The following is an 18405-nucleotide window of genomic DNA, read 5'->3' on the forward strand; positions in this document are numbered from 1 at the left end:
TCAACCTGCCATTTCCTGCGCAATACGCTGGCTGAGTTCGCGAAGCGTCATGGTTGGATTTTTCATAAACATTTCAGGGCTGAGCGTGACGTTAAATTCACGCTTCGCCAGTACCATCAGTTCAACGTAGTCGAGGCTGTCCAGCTCCAGTTCAGGCAGCGTCGTCTCTGGTGTCAGCGCCTCCGGCGCCAGGTCTTTGGCGTCACAGATCATTTCACTGATTTTGTCGTAGATCATTTCATGCTGGCTCATTTGATTTTCCTTTTGTCAGCGCGCCGACTTTAAGCGTTACGGCATTGCTAATGTAGTGATGTTGATAACAGGTTCGCGCGGCGATTCGCACTACCACCGCGCCATTCGCAAGGTCGCCAACCACCAGGGCCGGCAAAGTGTCGATCTCTAGATGTTCCGGTAGCGACTCTGCTCGCCAGGGGGCCAGCAGATGACTGTCGAAAATGACTTCCTGATGGGTCTGTACAACAGGAAAGTGAGAAAACAGCGCATCCAGCGTCCGACACGTCGGCAGTATGTCGGCAATCGCCTGCTGGCATAACAGCGCGGTATCCTGGAGAAGATGACGAAACAACAGGGCGTCGAGAAAATGCCATTGCTGAGCGTCGGGCAACAGCGGCAGAAACGTCCGATGCAGCGCGGCCAGCGCCGACGAATCCAGAACCCGTTGGCTTTCGCCATCGACGAGTGGCAGGTGGTTCTCCGGCGTGATCTGGCAAGAAAGGCAGGTCTCTTCGGCAGAAAACTCCCGCACCGACGCCGCAACCCGCTTAGTCGCATCGCGCGTCAGTCGATAGGCGGTATCCCGCCACAGCGGTCGACGCAGACGCACGGTACATTTCAGAAACGGGGCGTCGTCGACCGGCGGACTGATAAACCGCTTTACGTCCAGCAAGGCGCGCATGCCATGTACGCTGAGTCCGCTTCCGCCCCGCGCTTTCACCCACGCCTCGTCAAAGTGTACCGGGTTGTAATCGCCCGAAAACGCGGCCCAGCGCCGGGCATCCTGTTGACCATAATGAAGCGGCATCATACGTGCTTCTCCAGAATCAACGCCGCATTCGCGCCACCAAAGCCGAAGCTCAGGTTTAGCGTGCGACGGACATTGCCCGCACGATGGCCCTCAACCACATAATCCAGATCGCAGCATTCATCCGCTTGCTGGAAATTGGCCGTCGCGGGAATGATGCCGTTGGCGATAGCTTGCAGACAGACAATGCTCTCGAAGGTGCCCGCCGCGGAAATTAAGTGCCCGGAGTACGATTTCGTACTGGAAACCGGAATGGACCACACCGCGTCCCGCAGCGCCATTTTTAGCGACTGCGTTTCATTGATATCGTTCAGCGGCGTCGAGGTACCGTGCGCGTTGATGTAGTCGAGTTGCTCCGGTTCCAGCTCCGCCTGTTGCAGCGCATGGGTGATGGTTTGCACGCGGGCAAGACAGTCTTCCGCCGGCGAGGTGAAATCCCAGGCGTCGGAGAAGTTGGCGTAGCCGGTAATCTCGCCGAGGATCGTCGCGCCGCGTGCCAGTGCCCCTTCGCGCTCTTCCAGACACAGCACCGCCGCCCCTTCCGATAACACAAAACCGCTACGATGGGCGCTGAACGGACAGCTGGCGCGCTGCGGATCCGACGCCTCCTTACTCAGTGCGCCCAGCACGTCAATGTTCCACACCGCGCAGTGGCTGGTGAGAGATTCTCCGGCGCCGGCCAGCATCATCTTTGCCCTGCCGCTGCGGATCACCTCGTAAGCGTCGCCAATAGCGATCGTCCCCGTCGCGCAGGCGGCAACCACCGTATTCTGGTAACCATTGAGTCCCCAGAACTGGCTGCATGCTGCGGTGGTGACGCTGGGCATCGAGTAAAAACAGTTAAACGGTGAAGCGACGCCCGCGGCCGCAAACTCACTTTGTGCGTCGTAGCTTTCGTCCAGTCCTCCCCAGCCGGTTCCCATGATCACGCCGCAGTCGAGCGTGCAGTAGTATTCCTGCGGCGGCCTGACGCCAAAGGCCATCGTCATAGCCTGACGTGCCGCGCTAACGGTCAGCCGGGCAAAGCGCGGCAGCCGACGACGAATCACTGCAGGAACACCTGCCAGGCTCGGCTCGTTATCCACCAGCCCGAGAAAATGGGTGTTGATATTCTGCGCCGTTTTATCGACGTAGCGATAGCCCAGACGGTTATCCATCATCGCCTGCCAGCTCTCATCAGCCGTCGCGCCAAGTGGGGTCACGGCGCCATACCCGGTAACGACGACCCGCTTAAATTCATTATTCGGCTTCATGTTGCATCATCCTGTATTGCGTTTCGCCACCCCCTTGCGCCAGCCAGAGCTGCAACGTGGCGTAGAGGTAGTCGTATTGGGTTTGTGCGAGGGCGTTCTCTAACGTCAACAGATCGTCCTGCGCGTTCAACAACGTCTGAAAATCCACGGCGCCCGCGCGATAGCGGCTTTCCGTCAGGGTTAAACGCCGCTGACTGAGGATCAGCGACTGGTGAAGTCGTGCGCGCTGTTCATCAGCACTCAGGCGGTTTTCCATCGCTTCATCCACTTCGGCGAGCGCGGCGTAGGCCGTCGAGCGAAAGGCGATTGCCGCCTGTTTTACCGCGAGATCCGCTTGCTTCACGGTGAGCTGTTGGGTGTTCCACTGGATAAACGGCAGCGCCAGCGTGCCGCCAATCGTGCGGATCGGATCGCGGAACCATTGGCTGAAGATTTGACTGCCGGCATTCAGTGAGGCATCAAGCGAAAGTGCGGGATAAAACTGCAGCCTTGAAGCGTCGTAACCCGCAAGGGCCGCGCGCAGACGCGACTCCGCTGCCTGAATGTCCGGCCGCTGCGCAATCACCCGTAGCGGTGTTTTTTGCGCAATCGGCACCTGCTGGTTTGCATCCAGCGCGGGTGATTCATCGGCATGCTGTTCTGCCGGTCTGTTGAGCAACAGCGCCAGCGCATTGCGCGTATTCTGACGTTGCTGAACCAGCGTTCGCCACTGATTCTCTCGTTCCAGCAGGGCCTGCTGCGCCTGCAACACATCGAGCTGGCCGACCTTCCCGGCGTTAAACCATGACGTCACCTGCTGCACGGTCTGTTGCGAAATCGCCAGACCGTCACGCTGATTGCGAATCTGCTGGTTATACAGTGCGATACGCCAGTACAACTGGGCGGTGGTGCCCATCGTGGTGAGTACCGTCGCGTGATAATCCTGCTCGCTCGCCACCGCTTCCCACTCGCTTTGCTCACGGGCCCGCGCCAGTTTTCCCCACAGATCCAGTTCCCAGCCGATGGTGATGCCGCTGCTGTAGTTTTCCTGCGCGGATGTTCCCCGGCGTGTGTTTTTGCTGTTACTGGCAGAACCGCTGACCGCCACATCGGGGGTCATATTGGTGTCAGTTAACCCTGCCGCCACACGCGCCTGTTGCACGGTGATGGCCGCCGCCGCGAGATCGTTATTGCTTTCCAGCACCTGTTCAATCACCCGCGACAGTCGGGGATCGCCAAAACGTTGCCAGCCGTATTCCGACACCGTGTCGGTAGCAGGCCCCCATTGGGTGGGCAAAGACAACAGCGGACTCTGGTAGTCGCTGCGGGTCAGTGAGCCACAACCCGCGAGCAATAAAAGTGCGAGCAACACAAGCAATCTTTTCATTCGCGAGCCAGCGCCTCGGTTGGGTTGAGGCGAGCCGCCCTGCGCGCCGGAAAATAGCCAAACGTCAGGCCGATCAGGGCAGAAAACCCACAGGCCATCAGCACCGGAAACGCAGTGAACACCATTGAGAACGCATCGGTCGCAAGGGCGAAAAGATGCCCCGCCACCCACGAACCGAACACGCCCAACAGGCCGCCGAGGGCGCAGATCATCACGGCCTCAATCAGAAACTGGTTCATGATGTCCGAGGGACGCGCACCCACCGACAAGCGGATGCCGATTTCATGCGTCCGCTCTGTCACCGACACCAGCATGATGTTCATCACTCCGACGCCGCCCACCAGCAGGGAGATCGCCGCAATGGCGGTAATCAACAACGACATCGAGTCAGAGGTCTTTTGCAACGCATTCGCCAGCTGATCGTCGGTCTGGATAAAGAAGTCCTTCCGGCCATGTTCCCGCAGCAGATGACGTTCCGCCCGCAGCGCCGCCTCATGCGGTTCCAGCCGCGGTTGAAAACGCAGAATCAACGATTCCAGCGGCTTTTCGCCGGTGAGTCGCTGCTGTAATGACGTATGCGGAACCCAGGCGGTCATAAACCCGCCCACCACTTTCGGGCCGGGTCGTGTCGCCACGCCGATCACCCGCCACGGCGCGCCGCCAATCTGGACTATCTCGTCAAGCGGATTTTCGCCACCGGGAAACAGCGTATCGCGCCCAGTCTCATCGAGAATCAACAGCGGTTCGCCTTCCGCGACGTCGCGTGCGGTAAAGCCATTTCCCTGCACAAAGCGCAGCCCTTGCAGGGCAAAAAAGTCCTGTGACACGCCGGAGAGCATCATGGAGGAGTCGAGCCCTTTGCGAACCGCGAGCGTTGTGCTGCTGACCACCGGCGAGACGCCCATGATCCACGGCAACGCCTGTAAACTGCGCACATCGTCCATCGACAATGCGCGCTCCATATCCGGGCGCTTGCTGCCCCACCCTGTGCCGGGATGGATCTCCAGTGTGGTGCTTCCCAGTTTGCCAATCTCGCTCATGATCGCCTGCCGCGCGCCTTCGCCTACCGCCATCGACGACACCACCGACGCAATGCCGATGATGATCCCCAACATGGAGAGAAACGCGCGCATCCGGTGTCCGAGCAGCGAACGCCAGGCCATGCGGACCGCTTCATGAAGACGGCGGCCCAGCGAGGCGCGTCCGTTATCCTGCTCCGGCAGCGTAATCGGCCGGCAAACGGCGGCGTGCTGAACGTCGCGAATAATTCGCCCGTCGCTGATCTCAATCATTCGCTGCGCTTGCCGGGCAACGTCGCGGTCGTGGGTGACGATGATGACCGTGTGCCCAGCCGCATGCAGCTGATGCAGCACGTCCATTAGCGCCTTGCCGCTGACGCTATCGAGTGCGCCGGTGGGCTCATCCGCGAGGATGATATGCGCACCGTTGATCAGCGCCCGGCAGATGCTCACGCGCTGCTGTTGCCCCCCCGAAAGCTGGGCGGGGCGGTGCTGGAGTCGGTTTTCCAGGCCAAGCTGACGTGCAAGACGCTGGGTGCGTGCATTGCGCTCTTGCGCTGACATTGCGGTGTACAGCGCGGGAATGGCGATGTTCTCTTCCGCCGTCAGATACGGCATCAGGTGATAGCGCTGAAATATAAACCCCAGATAACGACTGCGCAGATCGGCCAGGTGCAGGCTGTCGGCATCATGTACCGGCGTTCCGTTGATCAACACCTCGCCGGAAGAAGGTTTGTCCAGGCAACCGATGATGTTCATCAGCGTGGACTTCCCCGAACCCGAAGCGCCCACAATCGCCACCATCTCACCGCTGTGGAGGGTCAGTGAAATGTCGCTCAGCACCGCAAGCGTCTCGCTTCCCGCGCGGAATGTCCGGCAAACCTGGCGTAAGACGATAATCGGTTCCATCCGCTATCCTCGCACCGTGTCCTGCGCCAGCACCACGCGATCGCCGACCTGCAATCCCTCCAGCACTTCGGCGTATTGCCGGTCATTTATCCCAATGCGGATGGTGCGGGTGCGCGTTTTCCCGTTTTCAACGGTCGTGATGGTGTAACGCTCGGTATCCAGCGCCTGCCCGAGCGCCGCGACCGGCACGCGCAATACGTTTTTTGCTTCGGCAATCTGAATAAAGACCTGCGCCGTCATTGACGTTTTGAGCTCGCGCTCAGCGTTAGGCACTTCAAAGGTACCGGTGTAGTACACCGCCATCGCCTGTTGATTACCGCCCATGCCGCTCTCGCCGGGCGCTTCCAGCGCTTCCTGCGGCGCAGGCTGCACGAAGCCCATCGTACTGACGTAGCGTTTATCCGGATTGGCGATGACGTAAAAGCGCAGCGGCTGACCGGGACGGATTTTTTGCACGTCGGCTTCGGAGATACGCGTTTGCACCTGCATGGTGTCGAGGTTCGCCAGCACCAGAATGGTCGGTGCCGTTTGCGAGGAGACGATGGTCTGCCCTTCCCGGGTGACGATACCCAGCACTTCGCCGTCGATGGGCGCCACAATGCGGGTATAGCTGAGATTGGCCTGCGCCGTTTTCACCGCCATCTCCGCCTGCACAATCTGCGCATCGCTCACGTCAATTTGCTGCACCTGCGCATCGTATTGCGCCTTCGCCTGCTCGTATTCACTGCGCACGGCAGAGCCGTCACGCAGCATCATGCGCTGGCGGTTCAGCTCCTGGCGATAACGTAACAGCGTCGCCTGCGCCGACAGTTTTTGCGCTTTAGCGCTGGCCAGTTGCGCGCGCGTGTTGTTGAGATCCGACTCCTGCAACGTGGGGTCAATTTCCGCCAGCAGTTGTCCTTTTTGCACCTTCTCGCCCTGGCGCACATACAGCTTGCGCAATTGTCCGTTGACCTGCGCACCAACGTTAACCTGCACCGCCGGTTTCAGAACCCCCGTCACCAGCACCACCTTTTCGATATCGCCCGTGCCAATGGTCTCCAGCGGTAAACTCTCCTGCGGCGAGGTCGAAGCCAGCGACGCCCAGGTGACACCGATCGCAACGGCCAGCGCTACTGCACCGCCGATCAGCAGCCAACGCGATTTCGGCGTCATACGTTGACCTCCAGCGGGCTGAGCGTGCCGTCGTTCAGTTGATAAACCCGCTGGAACCGCGACAGAATCGCGTCGCTGTGGGTGACCACAATCAGTGACTTACCGGCTTTCTGGCAATGAGCGTGAATCGTCTCCATGACAATGGCCGCGGTGTCGTCGTCAAGATTGGCGGTCGGTTCGTCAAGCAACAACACCGGACGCGAACTGTACAGCGCGCGCGCCAGCAATAACCGCTGACGCTGGCCGAGCGACAGCGCCGCATGGCTTTCGCGGATCAAGGCGTCGATACCGCCCGGTAATCCGCGTACCACCTCACCCAGCGCGAGGGATTCCAGCAATGCCTCAATCTGCCCACGGTCGCGTTCGCGGTAGTGCGCGTCGAACAACGTAATGTTTTCGCGAACCGTGGCGTTAAACAGAATATCCTCCTGACTTTGCAGGCAGACAAACTGCGCCAGTTGTTGCGAAGGGAGTGCCGAATCTGCGGCATAACAGCCCCCCGCCTGCGGAGAAAACAGGCCGGCAATCAGACGGAGTAAAGTGCTCTTACCCGCACCAGATTCACCGACAATTGCAATCTGATCGCCCGCGCGTAGCGACAGCGACACCGACGACAGCACCGGCCTGGCGGGATCGTAGCCATAGCACAACGACGCAAACGTCAGATCCGGCGCGGTATCGGTGGGAAGTTGCATCGCAAACGAAGCGGGCTTCGCCTCGTCTCGTGGCGCAAACAGCGCATGGGCGCGGGTGTCGATCACGTTCAATTGCGATTTCTGAATGATGGCGTAGAAGATACGCGTGACGTAGGAGGTGAATATTTGCCGCAGGAAGCTATAGGCAAAAAAATCGCCCAGTGAGATCAGTTTGCTGTGCACCATCGGCAGAACCACCAGCATAAACACCACCATCTCCAGGCTTCCGGTGAGCTGATACAGCCCCTCTTTCACCTGCTGATAGACCTTCTGGCGTTGCAGACACGAAAACAGATCGCGACTGAAGTTGGCAAATTGTCCCTGGCGCTGTCCTTCCAGTCCGGCGGTTTTGACGGTCAAAATGCCCTGAATAGTCTCCATGAAAAAATCATTCAGGGTGGCGCTTTTCAGCTGCAATTGCTGGGTGAACCAGCGGTCTCGGATCACCGCCCAGACGCTGATGACCCCCATTACCGTGACGCCGACGGCGGAGATCGCCGCCAGCACGGGCGCAATCCAGAACATGATCGCCAGCGCGATCGTGCAGATCACCCAGTCGGAGCGCAGGCCGTTATCCAGCTCAATCTTTTGCAACAGGCCAATCTGCCAGGCCGTGAAGCGGCTGAAGATCTCCCCCGGCGCCCGTTTTTCGAAAAAACGCAGTGGGTTGTGGAGCAGGCGGGAAAACCCCACACCGCTGTGGATCAGCACAAAGCGTTTGATAAAGCGTTCGCTAATCACCCGCACGCCCAGCGCCATCAGTGAGGAGGCGACAAACGCCAGGATAAACCAGCCGTAGGGAAAGTCGCTGCTGGCCACGCTGGAAAAGGCCTGGTTGATGGCGTTGCTCACCATCGTCGGCATCAGAAATAGCGTCAGCGAGACGAGGAAGGTCAGCAGCATCAGCCGATAGATCCCCGGCACCGCCGCAGTTTCCTGCATGCTCATCGCGCGCGGCGCGCTCTGCGCGGTTGTCGACAACGGCAAATCAGGGTCTGCGGCAACGGCCTGCTCAGGTTCGACAATCAGGGCATAGCCGCTGATCTCCTGCTTAAGCGCGGCAAACGGTAACCACTGCTCACCAATCGCCGGGTTCATCACGCACACGTGGTTGCCTTTGCGCCAGGCCAGCAGGACATAGTGACTTGCACCATAATGCAAAATGGCCGGCAGCGGCAGGTCGCTCAGCTCATCGTGCTCAAACAGGACCGGCGTCGTCGCAATACCCAGCCGCGCCAGAATGCTCATCAGCGTATCCAGTGAGATTCCGTGGTCAGAGGCCGGAAACCACTCGCGCAATGTTGCCAGCGAAACAGGCTGCCCCTGCGTCTGTGCCAGCATCGCCACGCACGCCAGGCCGCACTCGTTGGTCTCTTCCTGAAAGATCAGATTCGGGATCGTGGTCGTCATTTTTATCATCAGTGATTAATAAAGAAGAGAGAATGGCTGTGCCAAAGAAGCCACTCCTGCGGATATTCGCGCAGCGTGGATTCAATAATGTCAGGCAGTTCGCGGGCGACATTCTGACTGCTCACCGGCGGACGAATATGAATGTGCAGACCGTTGTGGTAGCTGAGGTGATAAAACACCACCTGCGCCGTAATCACTCCGGAAAGGCGCACCACGCCATTGTGTAACTTCGCGCTGCGGCCGAATAAACGACACGGCAGTTTCGCCGCCAGCGCCCCTTCGGCCTGTAGGGTGTAGTCCGGCGAGATATCGGGAAAAATAATCATGTTCTGCCGTCCGGTAGCGACATCGGTGATGAGCTCCATCAGGCTGCCGGCCAGCGTTTTGTTCTGCTGATGGATGGAGCAATAGGAGAGGTCGATACCGCCCAGGGCACGGGTCTGCGCGTTGTAGAGTTCGGCGCTGGAAGAGACCACCACGCAGGCTTTACCCGGCGTGACGCAGGCACCGACCATCGCCGCCAGCACGTCCGACACCGTATGTAACGGCGCCAGAATGTAAGGAATGTTCTGCTGATGCAGCGGTGCGACTACGGCATCAAGTTCTGCCGCACAGGCACGGATCTGCTGGAGTAGCGCCGGGTTTTGTCCCCATGTTGCGGCCTCTTCCAGCAGGCGGCGACGCACCGCGATCCAGGCCGCGTTCACCCGGCCGGTTTGCCCGATCAGGCAGCGGGTGTTTTCGTTTGCCACCGCATTGCGTAAGCGATAAGAGCGCCCCAGCAACCGTAGCGCGCAGAGTCCTTTCGCTACGGTCAGTAATGCGGGCAGCGGTAGATAACGCACCATTTTTCGCAGCAGAATCAGTGTTCCCTGAGAAAAATTACGCTTCGCGTCATACAGCCATCCCGCACTGTTTTTAAAACTAAATACGCTCCAGATAATAAAAAATCTGACCACCGCGGTTATTTATCCTCTTTCAGCAATTGCAGCATGCGCTGCGCAAATTGAGGAAATTCACTGTCCTGGGCGACCACGTAGCGTTTATTGATAATAAACATCGGCGTCGCGTTAATATCATAATGCGCGGTAATGGCCGCCATCGTGCTGAGACGGTTTTTAACCGCGTCGCTCTGACGCAGAGTATTAAATTTATCCACATCAATATTGTTTTTGACCAGCCAGGCATTCAATGCCTTCTCATCGGTGAGGTCGACATTACGGGTAATAACGGCGTTATAGGCGCTGTCGCGAACGTTCTTTTCAATCCCCATCTCTTCCAGCGTGGCGAAAATCGGCGCGTAAGCAGCAAGACCGCTGTCTTCACTGGTAATATGAATCGCGGTAAATACACTGCCCGGCGGCAGGGTCCGGGAAAATTCCGCCAGATTTTCTTCGTTAGCCGCACAATAATGGCAACCGTAAGACATCACCTCGATAATACTGCGCGCGTCTTTAATCGGACTCTGAGCAATTTGTTCTGTGCTGACTTCACGAAAAGCCTGTGTTTGTGAGTTATCCGTGGCAAAGGTATTAAAGACAAAAATGTGATAACAAAGCACCGTCATCAACGAAGAGATGACGATCAAACACAGCGAATAGCTGATAATAGTGATGCGTTTAAATTGGGTCGCCATAGTATTCTCGCAGCGGAAAAGATAAACCTGGAGGCGCGGGTACCTCCAGGTCATAGCCAATGATTAGCGGTTCGGAACCCCACCACACTTGCTGGCGTTCGCATCTTTCATTGACGTGGTCGTACCGTGCTTATCCGTGCAGGTTGTCAGTTCCTTACAGGAGGTCACACCACCAATAGTGACGTTCTGATACGTGGTTTCGCAGGTTTTACAGGTTCCGCCCACCACGTTTGCCACTTCGATCGCAGTTAATTTTTTCATCTCTGTTTTCCTTACTTAGGGTTTAATGGGGTGCAATCACTTGCACCGATCGCTCGGCAAATACCACTGCCGAAAAGACAGTTCACGGGTCACACGGCATAATTCCCTTGAACACCGTGAATAACGCAATGTTGTTTCTAATATTCAGTCGTTTCATTAAGTGCCGTTTGATATAGCTCAGGCGTCGGACATCAATATTCACTTCACCGGAAATTTGCGACAGCGATTTCCCTTTGAATATCTCTTCCATCAACCACCATTCATTGCCGGAAATCGTATAATTCATTTCCCGGTGGTGCAGTCTTCTGCGGGTGTAATTCACTAATGAATAGCTAAAGCAGCATCCCTGGCGTCGTTGGTCCAATAATTCCTGAAAAAAAGGGGTGATATTGGCGAGATTCTCGCTTTTCAATAACCAGTGCGCGTTTGGCAACAGCGCATACAACGTGAAAAACAGCGGCATGTTGTGCTCGCTTAATAAAATGATCAGATTCTTGTTTTCACGCTGATAGAAATTATTCATGAGCTGCAGCGCGCGAATCCGCTCACGCGGCAGGCTGTCCAAATCGCAGAGGATCCACAGGCAGCAGTCATCATTCACGCGAGTCTGTAACTGCTTAATCAATTGCGTGTAATCATCCGTTAAGGAATATAAAACATCCGTTTTCTCCGCAAGCAAACTGGCAATCACTGTTTTGATTCCTTGCGAAAAAAAGAGATCTTTGTTGTAAAGAAAACACTGATACACCATGCCTCAATATCCTTTTGATGACGCTACTGATAGTTCAATGTGTAATTCGCTGTGGCGGTAAAAGGTCCGGTGGTCAGGGTGCCGTTTGCTAAGGCATCCGGTTCAGCCTCCACAAATGCCTGGAAGTTAAGCCGTAAAGTGGTGTCGCTGATCGCGGCCGGACGGGTCGCCACATTCAGGCGCACAGGCGTATCGTCTTCCTCCAGAAGACCGATCCCCACGCCACCCGCGTTGCCCGGTGATGTGGCGCTGATCGCCAGTCGGTCCGCCAGATTGCCATTGGCAGTACCGCTGAACGTCACCGTCACAGAATCAAAGACGCTCGGCGTGCAATCCTCTAATTTGATCGTGAACGGAACCGGCACTGTTTTTCCGTTGATATACAGTGACTTGGTCGATACTTTCCCGAAATCGACTGGCACCCGCTCTGAATCAGGCGCAATGCTGCACGGGTAGGCCATCACCACGCCGGTGAAACTGAGATCGCCACCCAGCAACTCCCCCAGCGCCCACACCGGGGCCGGAGCGAGCGCCGTCAATAAACCGGCAAAGACCATTGTTATGCGATGCATATTCCCTCCTTACTGGAATTCAGCCACAACCGTTGCAGATGCATGGAACTCACCTTCCGGAATGACGGAGGTGGTATATTTCGCCACCGGCGCGGCAGTCAGGTTCCAGTCGCCTTCGTTATTGGCAAACCCCGGCACGTTATAGAAGGTATTGGGTGCCACCGGGTTGCCCTGACGATCGCGCAGCGCAATGCCCAGCTCGGAACGATCCGTTGTCCCCTGCGTACTCAGGTATTTACCATCGTCAAACGCAGGATTAGCCTGCTGGATCCCCAATTTGATATTCAGTGCCCCCTGGGCAAAACTGCCGCCCTCGCACTTCACATGAATCGGTACGTTTTTGCTGTAATTGATGCCATTCAGTCGGCTACCGATCCCCGGTATGTTGCCGAAGTCAACGACGATCGGCGTCCCCTGATTGACGATACATTTATCCGGCACGGTGATGACACCGGAAGCGATGGTGATGCGGGAAAGCGGCGTTTGCCCCATTGCGCCCGGCCCCAGGCGACCAAAGAGTTTTGCAATCTCAGATCCTTGCAGGTTCACCCCGTTGATAATCGGTTTGGTGATCATAAAGGTCACCTTCCCCTTTGCACCGGAGGTAAACTGGTTGTCAAGGATCGTGCTGGGCGGGTTACAGTAGTTCTGATTGGCGTCGTTTGAGATGTTATCAAACGGTACTGTTTTATAATCTTGCAGATTCCCGCCGATGTAGATCTCAATTTTAACGTCCATATAGTCATTCAGTTTGAGGTAACCCGGCGTCATTCCGGACTGCGTCAACGTCGCCTGAGACATGTAATACACCGGCTGATCCACCATTGACTGTGTACAGTACGCACGCCCCTGGAACATCCCTGCCAGATTAAACTCGTCAGTAATGGTCGCCCCTGCCTGGTTGGAGGTAATATCATGATTGCTGATATTAATCAGATAGTCATAGGTCCCATTCACCGGTTCAATTTCACCGTCCAGTGCGGACCACGCCGCGCCCGGTAAGCCGAGCGTGCTGAGTGCCAGTAAGACCGGCCATTTGCGGCGGAACAGGCCTGACAGTTTCATTACAAGTACTCCATCTTCAGGCGGACCAGGCTGCTAAAGTCACCCGCGCTCACATGCAACCCCGTGGATTCCAGCGCCGCCATAAAATTCAGTTCACTATCACCAGAGTTCACCAGCCAGGGCGCATGGGTCTGCCCGACATCCAGCGCATTCCCGTTTTTATCGAGCAGGCGCACGCCGGCTCCCTGGGTCGTACCGCTGGTGCGTAATAGCTGGCCGTTATTAAGATCGGATTCACCAACGAACGTCAGTTGCACCGCCTGCTCCCCGGTGCTGTAGGCACGCCAGTCATTCCCGGTGGTTCTGGACGCCAGACTCCCTCGCGACTGCGACGCCCCTTTCAGGCAGTCCTTCAGATACAATTTGAAGCGTACCGGCTCACTGCGATCGCCCGCCTGGCGAAAATTCTGCGCGCTGATCTCGCCCATCTCGACATCCTGAATACGCCCTTGTGTCATCAGCACACAGGGAGAGGCAAACACGGTGCCGTGAAACCGGACAATGCCGCTATCTTCGCTGACATGTTCCTGAGCGCTATGCTGTGGCTGCGCGGGCACATCCGCCCCGCACTGAAACGCCACGCCCATCGCAAGGAGGGCCACCGTGAATAAAGGATTTTGCATTGTCAGGTTCCTCCTGGTTAGCCCTGCTGCGCCGGTGGAAGCGCTTTGCAGGTGTTGCCATCGCAACGAAACTTCAGCTCCGGGTGTCCGCCATAGTCGTTCACGTACATCATGGAAAACTGGCTGACATTTCCGTCCGTTACCGCAAACTGCTGGCTCGATTTGGGCGCGATCATGATCCCCGGGAATTGGGTGATCTTCTGTCCGGCCCCTTTGGACAACCCAAGGATCGTGACGTAGTAAGGCGTTGGATTCTGTACCGTCATCTGGTTGCCGTTTTTCTGGAACACCACCTGGTCCTGCCAGATTTCACTCCGGGTCTTCGGGATCACCGCCGCCGGGCGGTAAAACAGCTTGATGCGCGACTGCATGGCCAGTTGCAGCGTATTCGGTTTATCCGGCTTCGGCGGGATCTCCCGGACGTTGAGGTAGAACAGGCTTTCTCTGTCCTGCGGCAGCTTTTCGATCCCGGCGGTTTTGGTGACGCGCGCGATCCCTTTCTGCCCTCCGTTGATTCGCTGTAGCGGCGGTAACACAATCAGCGGCGAGGTAATCTTGTTGCCCTTTTCATCCTCGACCCACGACTGGGCGAGGAAGGGAATATCCGGGCTGGTATTGGACAGATTGGCGCTCGATGAGGCCTCTTTCTCCGTAATAATGACGCGGGTCCGATCCAGAGAGACCCCCGCCTGCGCGTAGCCGCCAATCATGCTCAGCGCCCACGCCGCCATCAGATATCCGCTATGTCTTTTCTTGCTCATTTTTGGCCTTTTATTACAGTGAGATAACTCGTTCTGTCGGGATTAACGACACGGCAGAAGCGTGTTCGCCGATCCGTTGTTTGCGCCTGGCGGGATCGTCACCTGACATTGCTGTTTACCGCCCCACATCACGTTCAGCGTTTCGTTCGCATTGACTCCCGCAAGCCAGGCTTGCCCGTCTTCCAGCACCATCGCGACGCTTACGCCATCGGTGTTGTAAATTTCCGCGCCGAATGGCGGGACGCTGCCATCCGTGAGGCGTAGCGTCCCCATCATCTTCATCCCCTTCGCCATACCGAAGGCCTGATAGCCAATCGCGCCTTCCGTCAGGGTTGTCGTGCTGATGGCTTTTGACGGTTCGATGTCGCTGTCCATCGCATCCACGTCCACGCGGGTGTCAAAACTGTTGTAGCTCACCACATCCGGCACCACGGCAATGCCGTAGCCGTTAGTCCGCGACTTCTTGCCGTTAAGCGGCACGCCGCCAATGCCATTGGTATCCACCATAACGCGCGCCGTGTTGATCGTTGCGCCGCTGTTATGCATCGCGGCACCGTGGCGGGTTGCCGTGAAGCCACCGCGCAGGGTCGTGCTCAGCGCCATGTACTGGCTCTGCTGATAGCTGGCATTGGTATTGATTTCCGCCAGTTGCGAACGATGCTGGTAATAACCGTCAACGCTGGCGTTACCGCTCTGGCTGGCACCGGCACGAATACGCCACAAGTTGTTGTAATCACTGTTGTCGGTGTAGGACGCCATCGGACTGGTTTTGCCGTTGTTGGTCTGGATATCCAGACCCGCCCATTTGTTGTCGCCAATCGGCACCGACAGCGAGAAGGAGATCGAATCGTCTTTGCGCCCTTTGTAATCGGTACGGTAAGCGGAAAGGTTGGCGGTGATACCGTTGATGTCGCCAATGCGGAAGGCGCGCCCCACCGACATGCCGTAACGATCCTGGCTACGCTTATCCCAGTAGTTCTGGTGCGTCCAGGTCAGGAAGACGGTCGTCGCCTTCCCTGCTTCGCCAGCCCAGAAGGTTTTATTCCCGGTGATGGTATAGAGCTCTTTTTCACGCCCGATGTGGTCGTATCCCTGATAGCGTTCATCGAGATACTGCGCCATTGTGCGGAAGTCTTCCTGCGAGAAGCGGTAGCCCGCAAAGGTAATAGAGCTGTTGTATTCGTCGAAGGTTTTCGCGTAGCTCAGCTTGTAAGAGGTTCCTTTCAGCCGGTTGCCGTCTGGCTCACGGCTCCACGACTCGGTGGCGTCAATGGAAATAGCGCCAAACGCATAGAGATCGCGCCCGATACCCAACGACGCCGCGGTGTACTCTTCACCTGAAGACTGTAAGCCGCCATACAGCGACCACGCGTTACTGACCCCCCATGAGAAATCGCCGGAAAGGAACGTTGGGCCCTGCATTTTATGGTTGTAACGGGACGGCGTACCGCCTGAGATGTTGTAACGAACGTAGCCCGGACGCGTGAGATACGGAATATTGGCGGTGTTCACCTGGAAAGTGGAGACCGAGCCGTCCTGTTCTTCGACGCGTACATCGAGCGTGCCACGCACTGAACTGCGCAAATCCTGAATGTTGAACGGCCCGGCGGGTACGGTCGTTTCATAGATGACGCGCCCACTCTGGCTGACGGTCACTTTGGCGTTGGTACGGGCGATACCATGAATTTCAGGGGCATAGCCCTGTAACGCCGGTGGCAGCATCCGCTCATCGCTGGCAAGGTTGACCCCGGTAAAACGCACGGTATCGAAAACCTGCGAATTCAGGTAGATCTCACCCAGCGTCAGTTTCGCCGCCATCATCGGCAAAGGACGGTAGGCGTAGATCTGATTCCAGTCGAAATCGAATTGATGGTTCTGGCTGTAATAGCTGGTCTGATATTCACCGCGCACACGCCAGCCGCCGATGTTCGCGCCCGCCTGGCCATAGCCTGAAACCGCGCTGTAGTTTTCCTGGCCGTTAAACTGGCGGGTGAGTTGCCCGTTGAGGCTGTAATCAAACAGAAGACCCGCGATCCCTTCATCCCAGCGCTCAGGCGGCGTCCAGTTCGGATCGTTATACTTCATCCACGCCTGCGGCACGGTAATTTCAAGCACGCCGGCATAGTTGCTTAATTTCGCCCCTGGCAGACTTTGCAGGGAATAGCAGTTCTCATAGAGCTGGGTGACCTGCGCGCGGGCCTCATCTTTCAGCGCCAGTTTGTCCAGCAGGTCGCCGCTGATGCACGGCAGCGTGCGCTTGCCTTCAGGAGCCTCGATATAACGAATTTTCTCCTGACCGACCGGCTGACCGTTAATACGGATATCCAACAAATAATCACCAGGCGTGACATAGTTGTCGGTTGCAAAACGCGACAGATCAATCTGCGTGCGCTCCGCTGCATCCAGGACATCGGTATTAAACTCAACGCTCTCCTCAGCACTGGTTGTCGCTGCATAGCAGCTATTCATTACCAGAAGAGCAATCATCGTTATAGGGGTTTTTATTTTTACCGACATGATTTTCATCCCGAATAAATCCGTTAAAAACGTCCTGCTTCCTGCCAGGTTATTGTTATGCTGTTAGTGGTAATCCATAAAAAACTGCGCAACGGCAGTAAACTCGCCCGCTTTTATATATTTTTGAACCGGTACCAGCGATGCGGAAAATTTTAAAACGTTATCGGTCTCGCTCAGTTCATATTCCGGAGAGGGTTGACCCAGCGTTAATATTTCACCCTGACTGTCACGTAGACGAATACCAAAGCCATCGGCGTCACCACTGACTAATAATGTGGTGGGATCGGATGCCGCCGCATTGCCCATAAAAGTGACCGAAGCATAAGGATAAAGTGAACCATCGTTGCCTCGTTTCACCACGGAACATCCTGTCAGGCGTATCAACACTGGCCGCGTAATATTGCCTTCATCATTACGATTAATCAGGCTGGCAGAAACATTACCAAACTCAACCTCTATATCCCGACTGTTCGGGTCAAGGCTGCATGCCGCCTCAATCAGTTCACCGCTCATGGCTAATTTACCCGGCGTGACGGTGGATGCTGAAACCGAAGCCGACCCGACCAGAGCGCAAAAATAGACGGCAATGAGGAGCGTATTGTTTATTTTCACTTTGTCCCTCCCTGGTCTACGGTGGAGAAAGTGCGGGAACACGCCCCGCACTCATCACTTCAGGTCAATTACTGGTACGCAATCTCGAAGTTCACGGTGGACTGGAAGGAACCAGCAGCCACGGTTGCGCTTGCGCTTTCTGCTTTCACATAGGCCACAAACGGAATGGTGTTGGTGCCATTAACCAGCTGGACAGGTGTTGTTGCAGTGCCCCACACCACATCCTGGCTGGCGCTGTCACGCAGGCCGATACCCGCACCAGACGCGGTGCCTGAAGTAAAGGCCGCCAGAGTGGCGTCAGTTGGGTTGGTGCTGGTCGGGGTGTAAGTCACTTCTGCAGTTTGCGCTACCGTGATGTCGCAGTGCTGCAGTTCGATGTTCTGGTGTACGTTTCCGGCGCGAGCACCGTTAGCCAGTGCAGAAACAGGAATCTGACCAAAATCAACGGTCACCGGGCTTGAACCTGGTGCCAGACCACAGGCGGTATTTACCAGTTCACCCTGGAATTCAATCACACCGTTCGTTGTGTCAGCTAAAACAGACATAGAACCCAGAGCGGCGCTGAACGCAACAGCCATAGCAACTTTATTCATTTTCATAACAATTTCCTGTTTGTACCAATATCCTGAGAAATAAAGAGTCATCACGTCGCATTCGTTATTTCGTCCTGCTGTAATCAACTCTTGGTTTTGTTCTGGAAATGTCCTGGCAATAATTAAAAATGCAATAATATTAATTACCACCACTCCTTTGAACTG

At 56.4% G+C, this 18405-nt stretch carries 18 protein-coding genes; all 18 read right to left on the reverse strand.

All coding sequences use genetic code 11. The annotated features are described in order from the left end of the window. The gene (locus KI228_RS19800) at window positions 1–252 is read right to left on the reverse strand and encodes an acyl carrier protein (RefSeq protein WP_141227662.1); all 252 of its coding nucleotides are present in this window, start codon (window positions 250–252) and stop codon (window positions 1–3) included. Beyond that, window positions 239–1045, reverse strand: a complete 807-nt coding sequence (locus KI228_RS19805; protein ID WP_061069546.1) for a hotdog family protein — start codon at window positions 1043–1045, stop codon at window positions 239–241. Before KI228_RS19805 ends, KI228_RS19800 begins: the two co-directional genes overlap by 14 nt. After that, entirely contained in the window at window positions 1042–2295 is a 1254-nt protein-coding gene (locus KI228_RS19810; RefSeq protein WP_044268448.1) for a beta-ketoacyl-[acyl-carrier-protein] synthase family protein, read from the reverse strand. Before KI228_RS19810 ends, KI228_RS19805 begins: the two co-directional genes overlap by 4 nt. Then, on the reverse strand, window positions 2282–3661 hold the full coding sequence (locus tag KI228_RS19815; protein WP_061069545.1) for a TolC family protein: 1380 nt from the start codon (window positions 3659–3661) through the stop codon (window positions 2282–2284). Before KI228_RS19815 ends, KI228_RS19810 begins: the two co-directional genes overlap by 14 nt. Beyond that, on the reverse strand, window positions 3658–5589 hold the full coding sequence (locus KI228_RS19820) for an ATP-binding cassette domain-containing protein (protein WP_046401391.1): 1932 nt from the start codon (window positions 5587–5589) through the stop codon (window positions 3658–3660). The genes KI228_RS19815 and KI228_RS19820 overlap by 4 nt, the downstream gene beginning before the upstream one ends. 3 nt (window positions 5590–5592) lie before the next feature. Beyond that, the gene (locus KI228_RS19825) at window positions 5593–6744 is read right to left on the reverse strand and encodes an efflux RND transporter periplasmic adaptor subunit (RefSeq protein WP_052517424.1); all 1152 of its coding nucleotides are present in this window, start codon (window positions 6742–6744) and stop codon (window positions 5593–5595) included. Next, entirely contained in the window at window positions 6741–8849 is a 2109-nt protein-coding gene (locus KI228_RS19830; protein WP_141227663.1) for a peptidase domain-containing ABC transporter, read from the reverse strand. Before KI228_RS19830 ends, KI228_RS19825 begins: the two co-directional genes overlap by 4 nt. 8 nt (window positions 8850–8857) lie before the next feature. After that, a complete protein-coding gene (locus KI228_RS19835) occupies window positions 8858–9808 on the reverse strand; it encodes an ABC transporter (protein WP_044257288.1) in 951 nt (316 codons plus the stop codon). 5 nt (window positions 9809–9813) lie between these two features. Continuing rightward, entirely contained in the window at window positions 9814–10485 is a 672-nt protein-coding gene (locus KI228_RS19840; protein WP_044257291.1) for a DsbA family protein, read from the reverse strand. A gap of 63 nt (window positions 10486–10548) precedes the next feature. Then, the gene (locus tag KI228_RS19845; RefSeq protein ID WP_044257294.1) at window positions 10549–10746 is read right to left on the reverse strand and encodes a DUF4762 family protein; all 198 of its coding nucleotides are present in this window, start codon (window positions 10744–10746) and stop codon (window positions 10549–10551) included. An 82-nt stretch (window positions 10747–10828) separates the two neighbouring features. Next, window positions 10829–11497, reverse strand: a complete 669-nt coding sequence (locus tag KI228_RS19850) for a helix-turn-helix domain-containing protein (protein ID WP_054176700.1) — start codon at window positions 11495–11497, stop codon at window positions 10829–10831. A 23-nt stretch (window positions 11498–11520) separates the two neighbouring features. Next, window positions 11521–12069: a fimbrial protein gene (locus KI228_RS19855; protein WP_044257297.1), complete on the reverse strand. Its 549-nt coding sequence runs from the start codon at window positions 12067–12069 to the stop codon at window positions 11521–11523. A gap of 9 nt (window positions 12070–12078) precedes the next feature. Continuing rightward, window positions 12079–13134 carry a fimbrial protein gene (locus KI228_RS19860; protein ID WP_044257299.1) on the reverse strand — a complete coding sequence of 352 codons (1056 nt, stop codon included), beginning with the start codon at window positions 13132–13134 and terminating at the stop codon, window positions 12079–12081. Next, complete coding sequence (locus KI228_RS19865) at window positions 13134–13757, reverse strand: fimbrial protein (RefSeq protein WP_052517371.1); 624 nt, start codon at window positions 13755–13757, stop codon at window positions 13134–13136. Before KI228_RS19865 ends, KI228_RS19860 begins: the two co-directional genes overlap by 1 nt. Window positions 13758–13774: 17 nt before the next feature. Next, a complete protein-coding gene (locus KI228_RS19870) occupies window positions 13775–14518 on the reverse strand; it encodes a fimbrial biogenesis chaperone (RefSeq protein WP_044264050.1) in 744 nt (247 codons plus the stop codon). A gap of 42 nt (window positions 14519–14560) precedes the next feature. Further along, window positions 14561–17035, reverse strand: a complete 2475-nt coding sequence (locus KI228_RS19875; RefSeq protein WP_044257386.1) for a fimbria/pilus outer membrane usher protein — start codon at window positions 17033–17035, stop codon at window positions 14561–14563. Window positions 17036–17098: 63 nt separating this feature from the next. Continuing rightward, window positions 17099–17647, reverse strand: coding sequence for a fimbrial protein (locus KI228_RS19880; RefSeq protein WP_042999111.1), 549 nt, complete (start codon window positions 17645–17647; stop codon window positions 17099–17101). Window positions 17648–17715: 68 nt separating this feature from the next. Then, window positions 17716–18246 (reverse strand): fimbrial protein, encoded by a 531-nt coding sequence (locus KI228_RS19885; protein ID WP_042999110.1) that lies wholly within the window; start codon window positions 18244–18246, stop codon window positions 17716–17718. Between the last annotated feature and the right edge of the window lie 159 nt (window positions 18247–18405).

Origin of the sequence: Citrobacter amalonaticus, assembly GCF_018323885.1 — a bacterium.
GTDB classification, from domain to species: domain Bacteria; phylum Pseudomonadota; class Gammaproteobacteria; order Enterobacterales; family Enterobacteriaceae; genus Citrobacter_A; species Citrobacter_A amalonaticus.

Bases quoted from the DNA above. Each gene is read 5' to 3' on its own strand.
- KI228_RS19845 (WP_044257294.1), bottom strand. From the start codon at position 10,746: ATGAAAAAATTAACTGCGATCGAAGTGGCAAACGTGGTGGGCGGAACC.
- KI228_RS19870 (WP_044264050.1), bottom strand. From the start codon at position 14,518: ATGAGCAAGAAAAGACATAGCGGATATCTGATGGCGGCGTGGGCGCTG.
- KI228_RS19875 (WP_044257386.1), bottom strand. From the start codon at position 17,035: ATGTCGGTAAAAATAAAAACCCCTATAACGATGATTGCTCTTCTGGTA.
- KI228_RS19810 (WP_044268448.1), bottom strand. From the start codon at position 2,295: ATGAAGCCGAATAATGAATTTAAGCGGGTCGTCGTTACCGGGTATGGC.
- KI228_RS19850 (WP_054176700.1), bottom strand. From the start codon at position 11,497: ATGGTGTATCAGTGTTTTCTTTACAACAAAGATCTCTTTTTTTCGCAA.
- KI228_RS19860 (WP_044257299.1), bottom strand. From the start codon at position 13,134: ATGAAACTGTCAGGCCTGTTCCGCCGCAAATGGCCGGTCTTACTGGCA.
- KI228_RS19830 (WP_141227663.1), bottom strand. From the start codon at position 8,849: ATGACGACCACGATCCCGAATCTGATCTTTCAGGAAGAGACCAACGAG.
- KI228_RS19865 (WP_052517371.1), bottom strand. From the start codon at position 13,757: ATGCAAAATCCTTTATTCACGGTGGCCCTCCTTGCGATGGGCGTGGCG.
- KI228_RS19805 (WP_061069546.1), bottom strand. From the start codon at position 1,045: ATGATGCCGCTTCATTATGGTCAACAGGATGCCCGGCGCTGGGCCGCG.
- KI228_RS19855 (WP_044257297.1), bottom strand. From the start codon at position 12,069: ATGCATCGCATAACAATGGTCTTTGCCGGTTTATTGACGGCGCTCGCT.
- KI228_RS19815 (WP_061069545.1), bottom strand. From the start codon at position 3,661: ATGAAAAGATTGCTTGTGTTGCTCGCACTTTTATTGCTCGCGGGTTGT.
- KI228_RS19820 (WP_046401391.1), bottom strand. From the start codon at position 5,589: ATGGAACCGATTATCGTCTTACGCCAGGTTTGCCGGACATTCCGCGCG.
- KI228_RS19840 (WP_044257291.1), bottom strand. From the start codon at position 10,485: ATGGCGACCCAATTTAAACGCATCACTATTATCAGCTATTCGCTGTGT.
- KI228_RS19800 (WP_141227662.1), bottom strand. From the start codon at position 252: ATGAGCCAGCATGAAATGATCTACGACAAAATCAGTGAAATGATCTGT.
- KI228_RS19825 (WP_052517424.1), bottom strand. From the start codon at position 6,744: ATGACGCCGAAATCGCGTTGGCTGCTGATCGGCGGTGCAGTAGCGCTG.
- KI228_RS19885 (WP_042999110.1), bottom strand. From the start codon at position 18,246: ATGAAAATGAATAAAGTTGCTATGGCTGTTGCGTTCAGCGCCGCTCTG.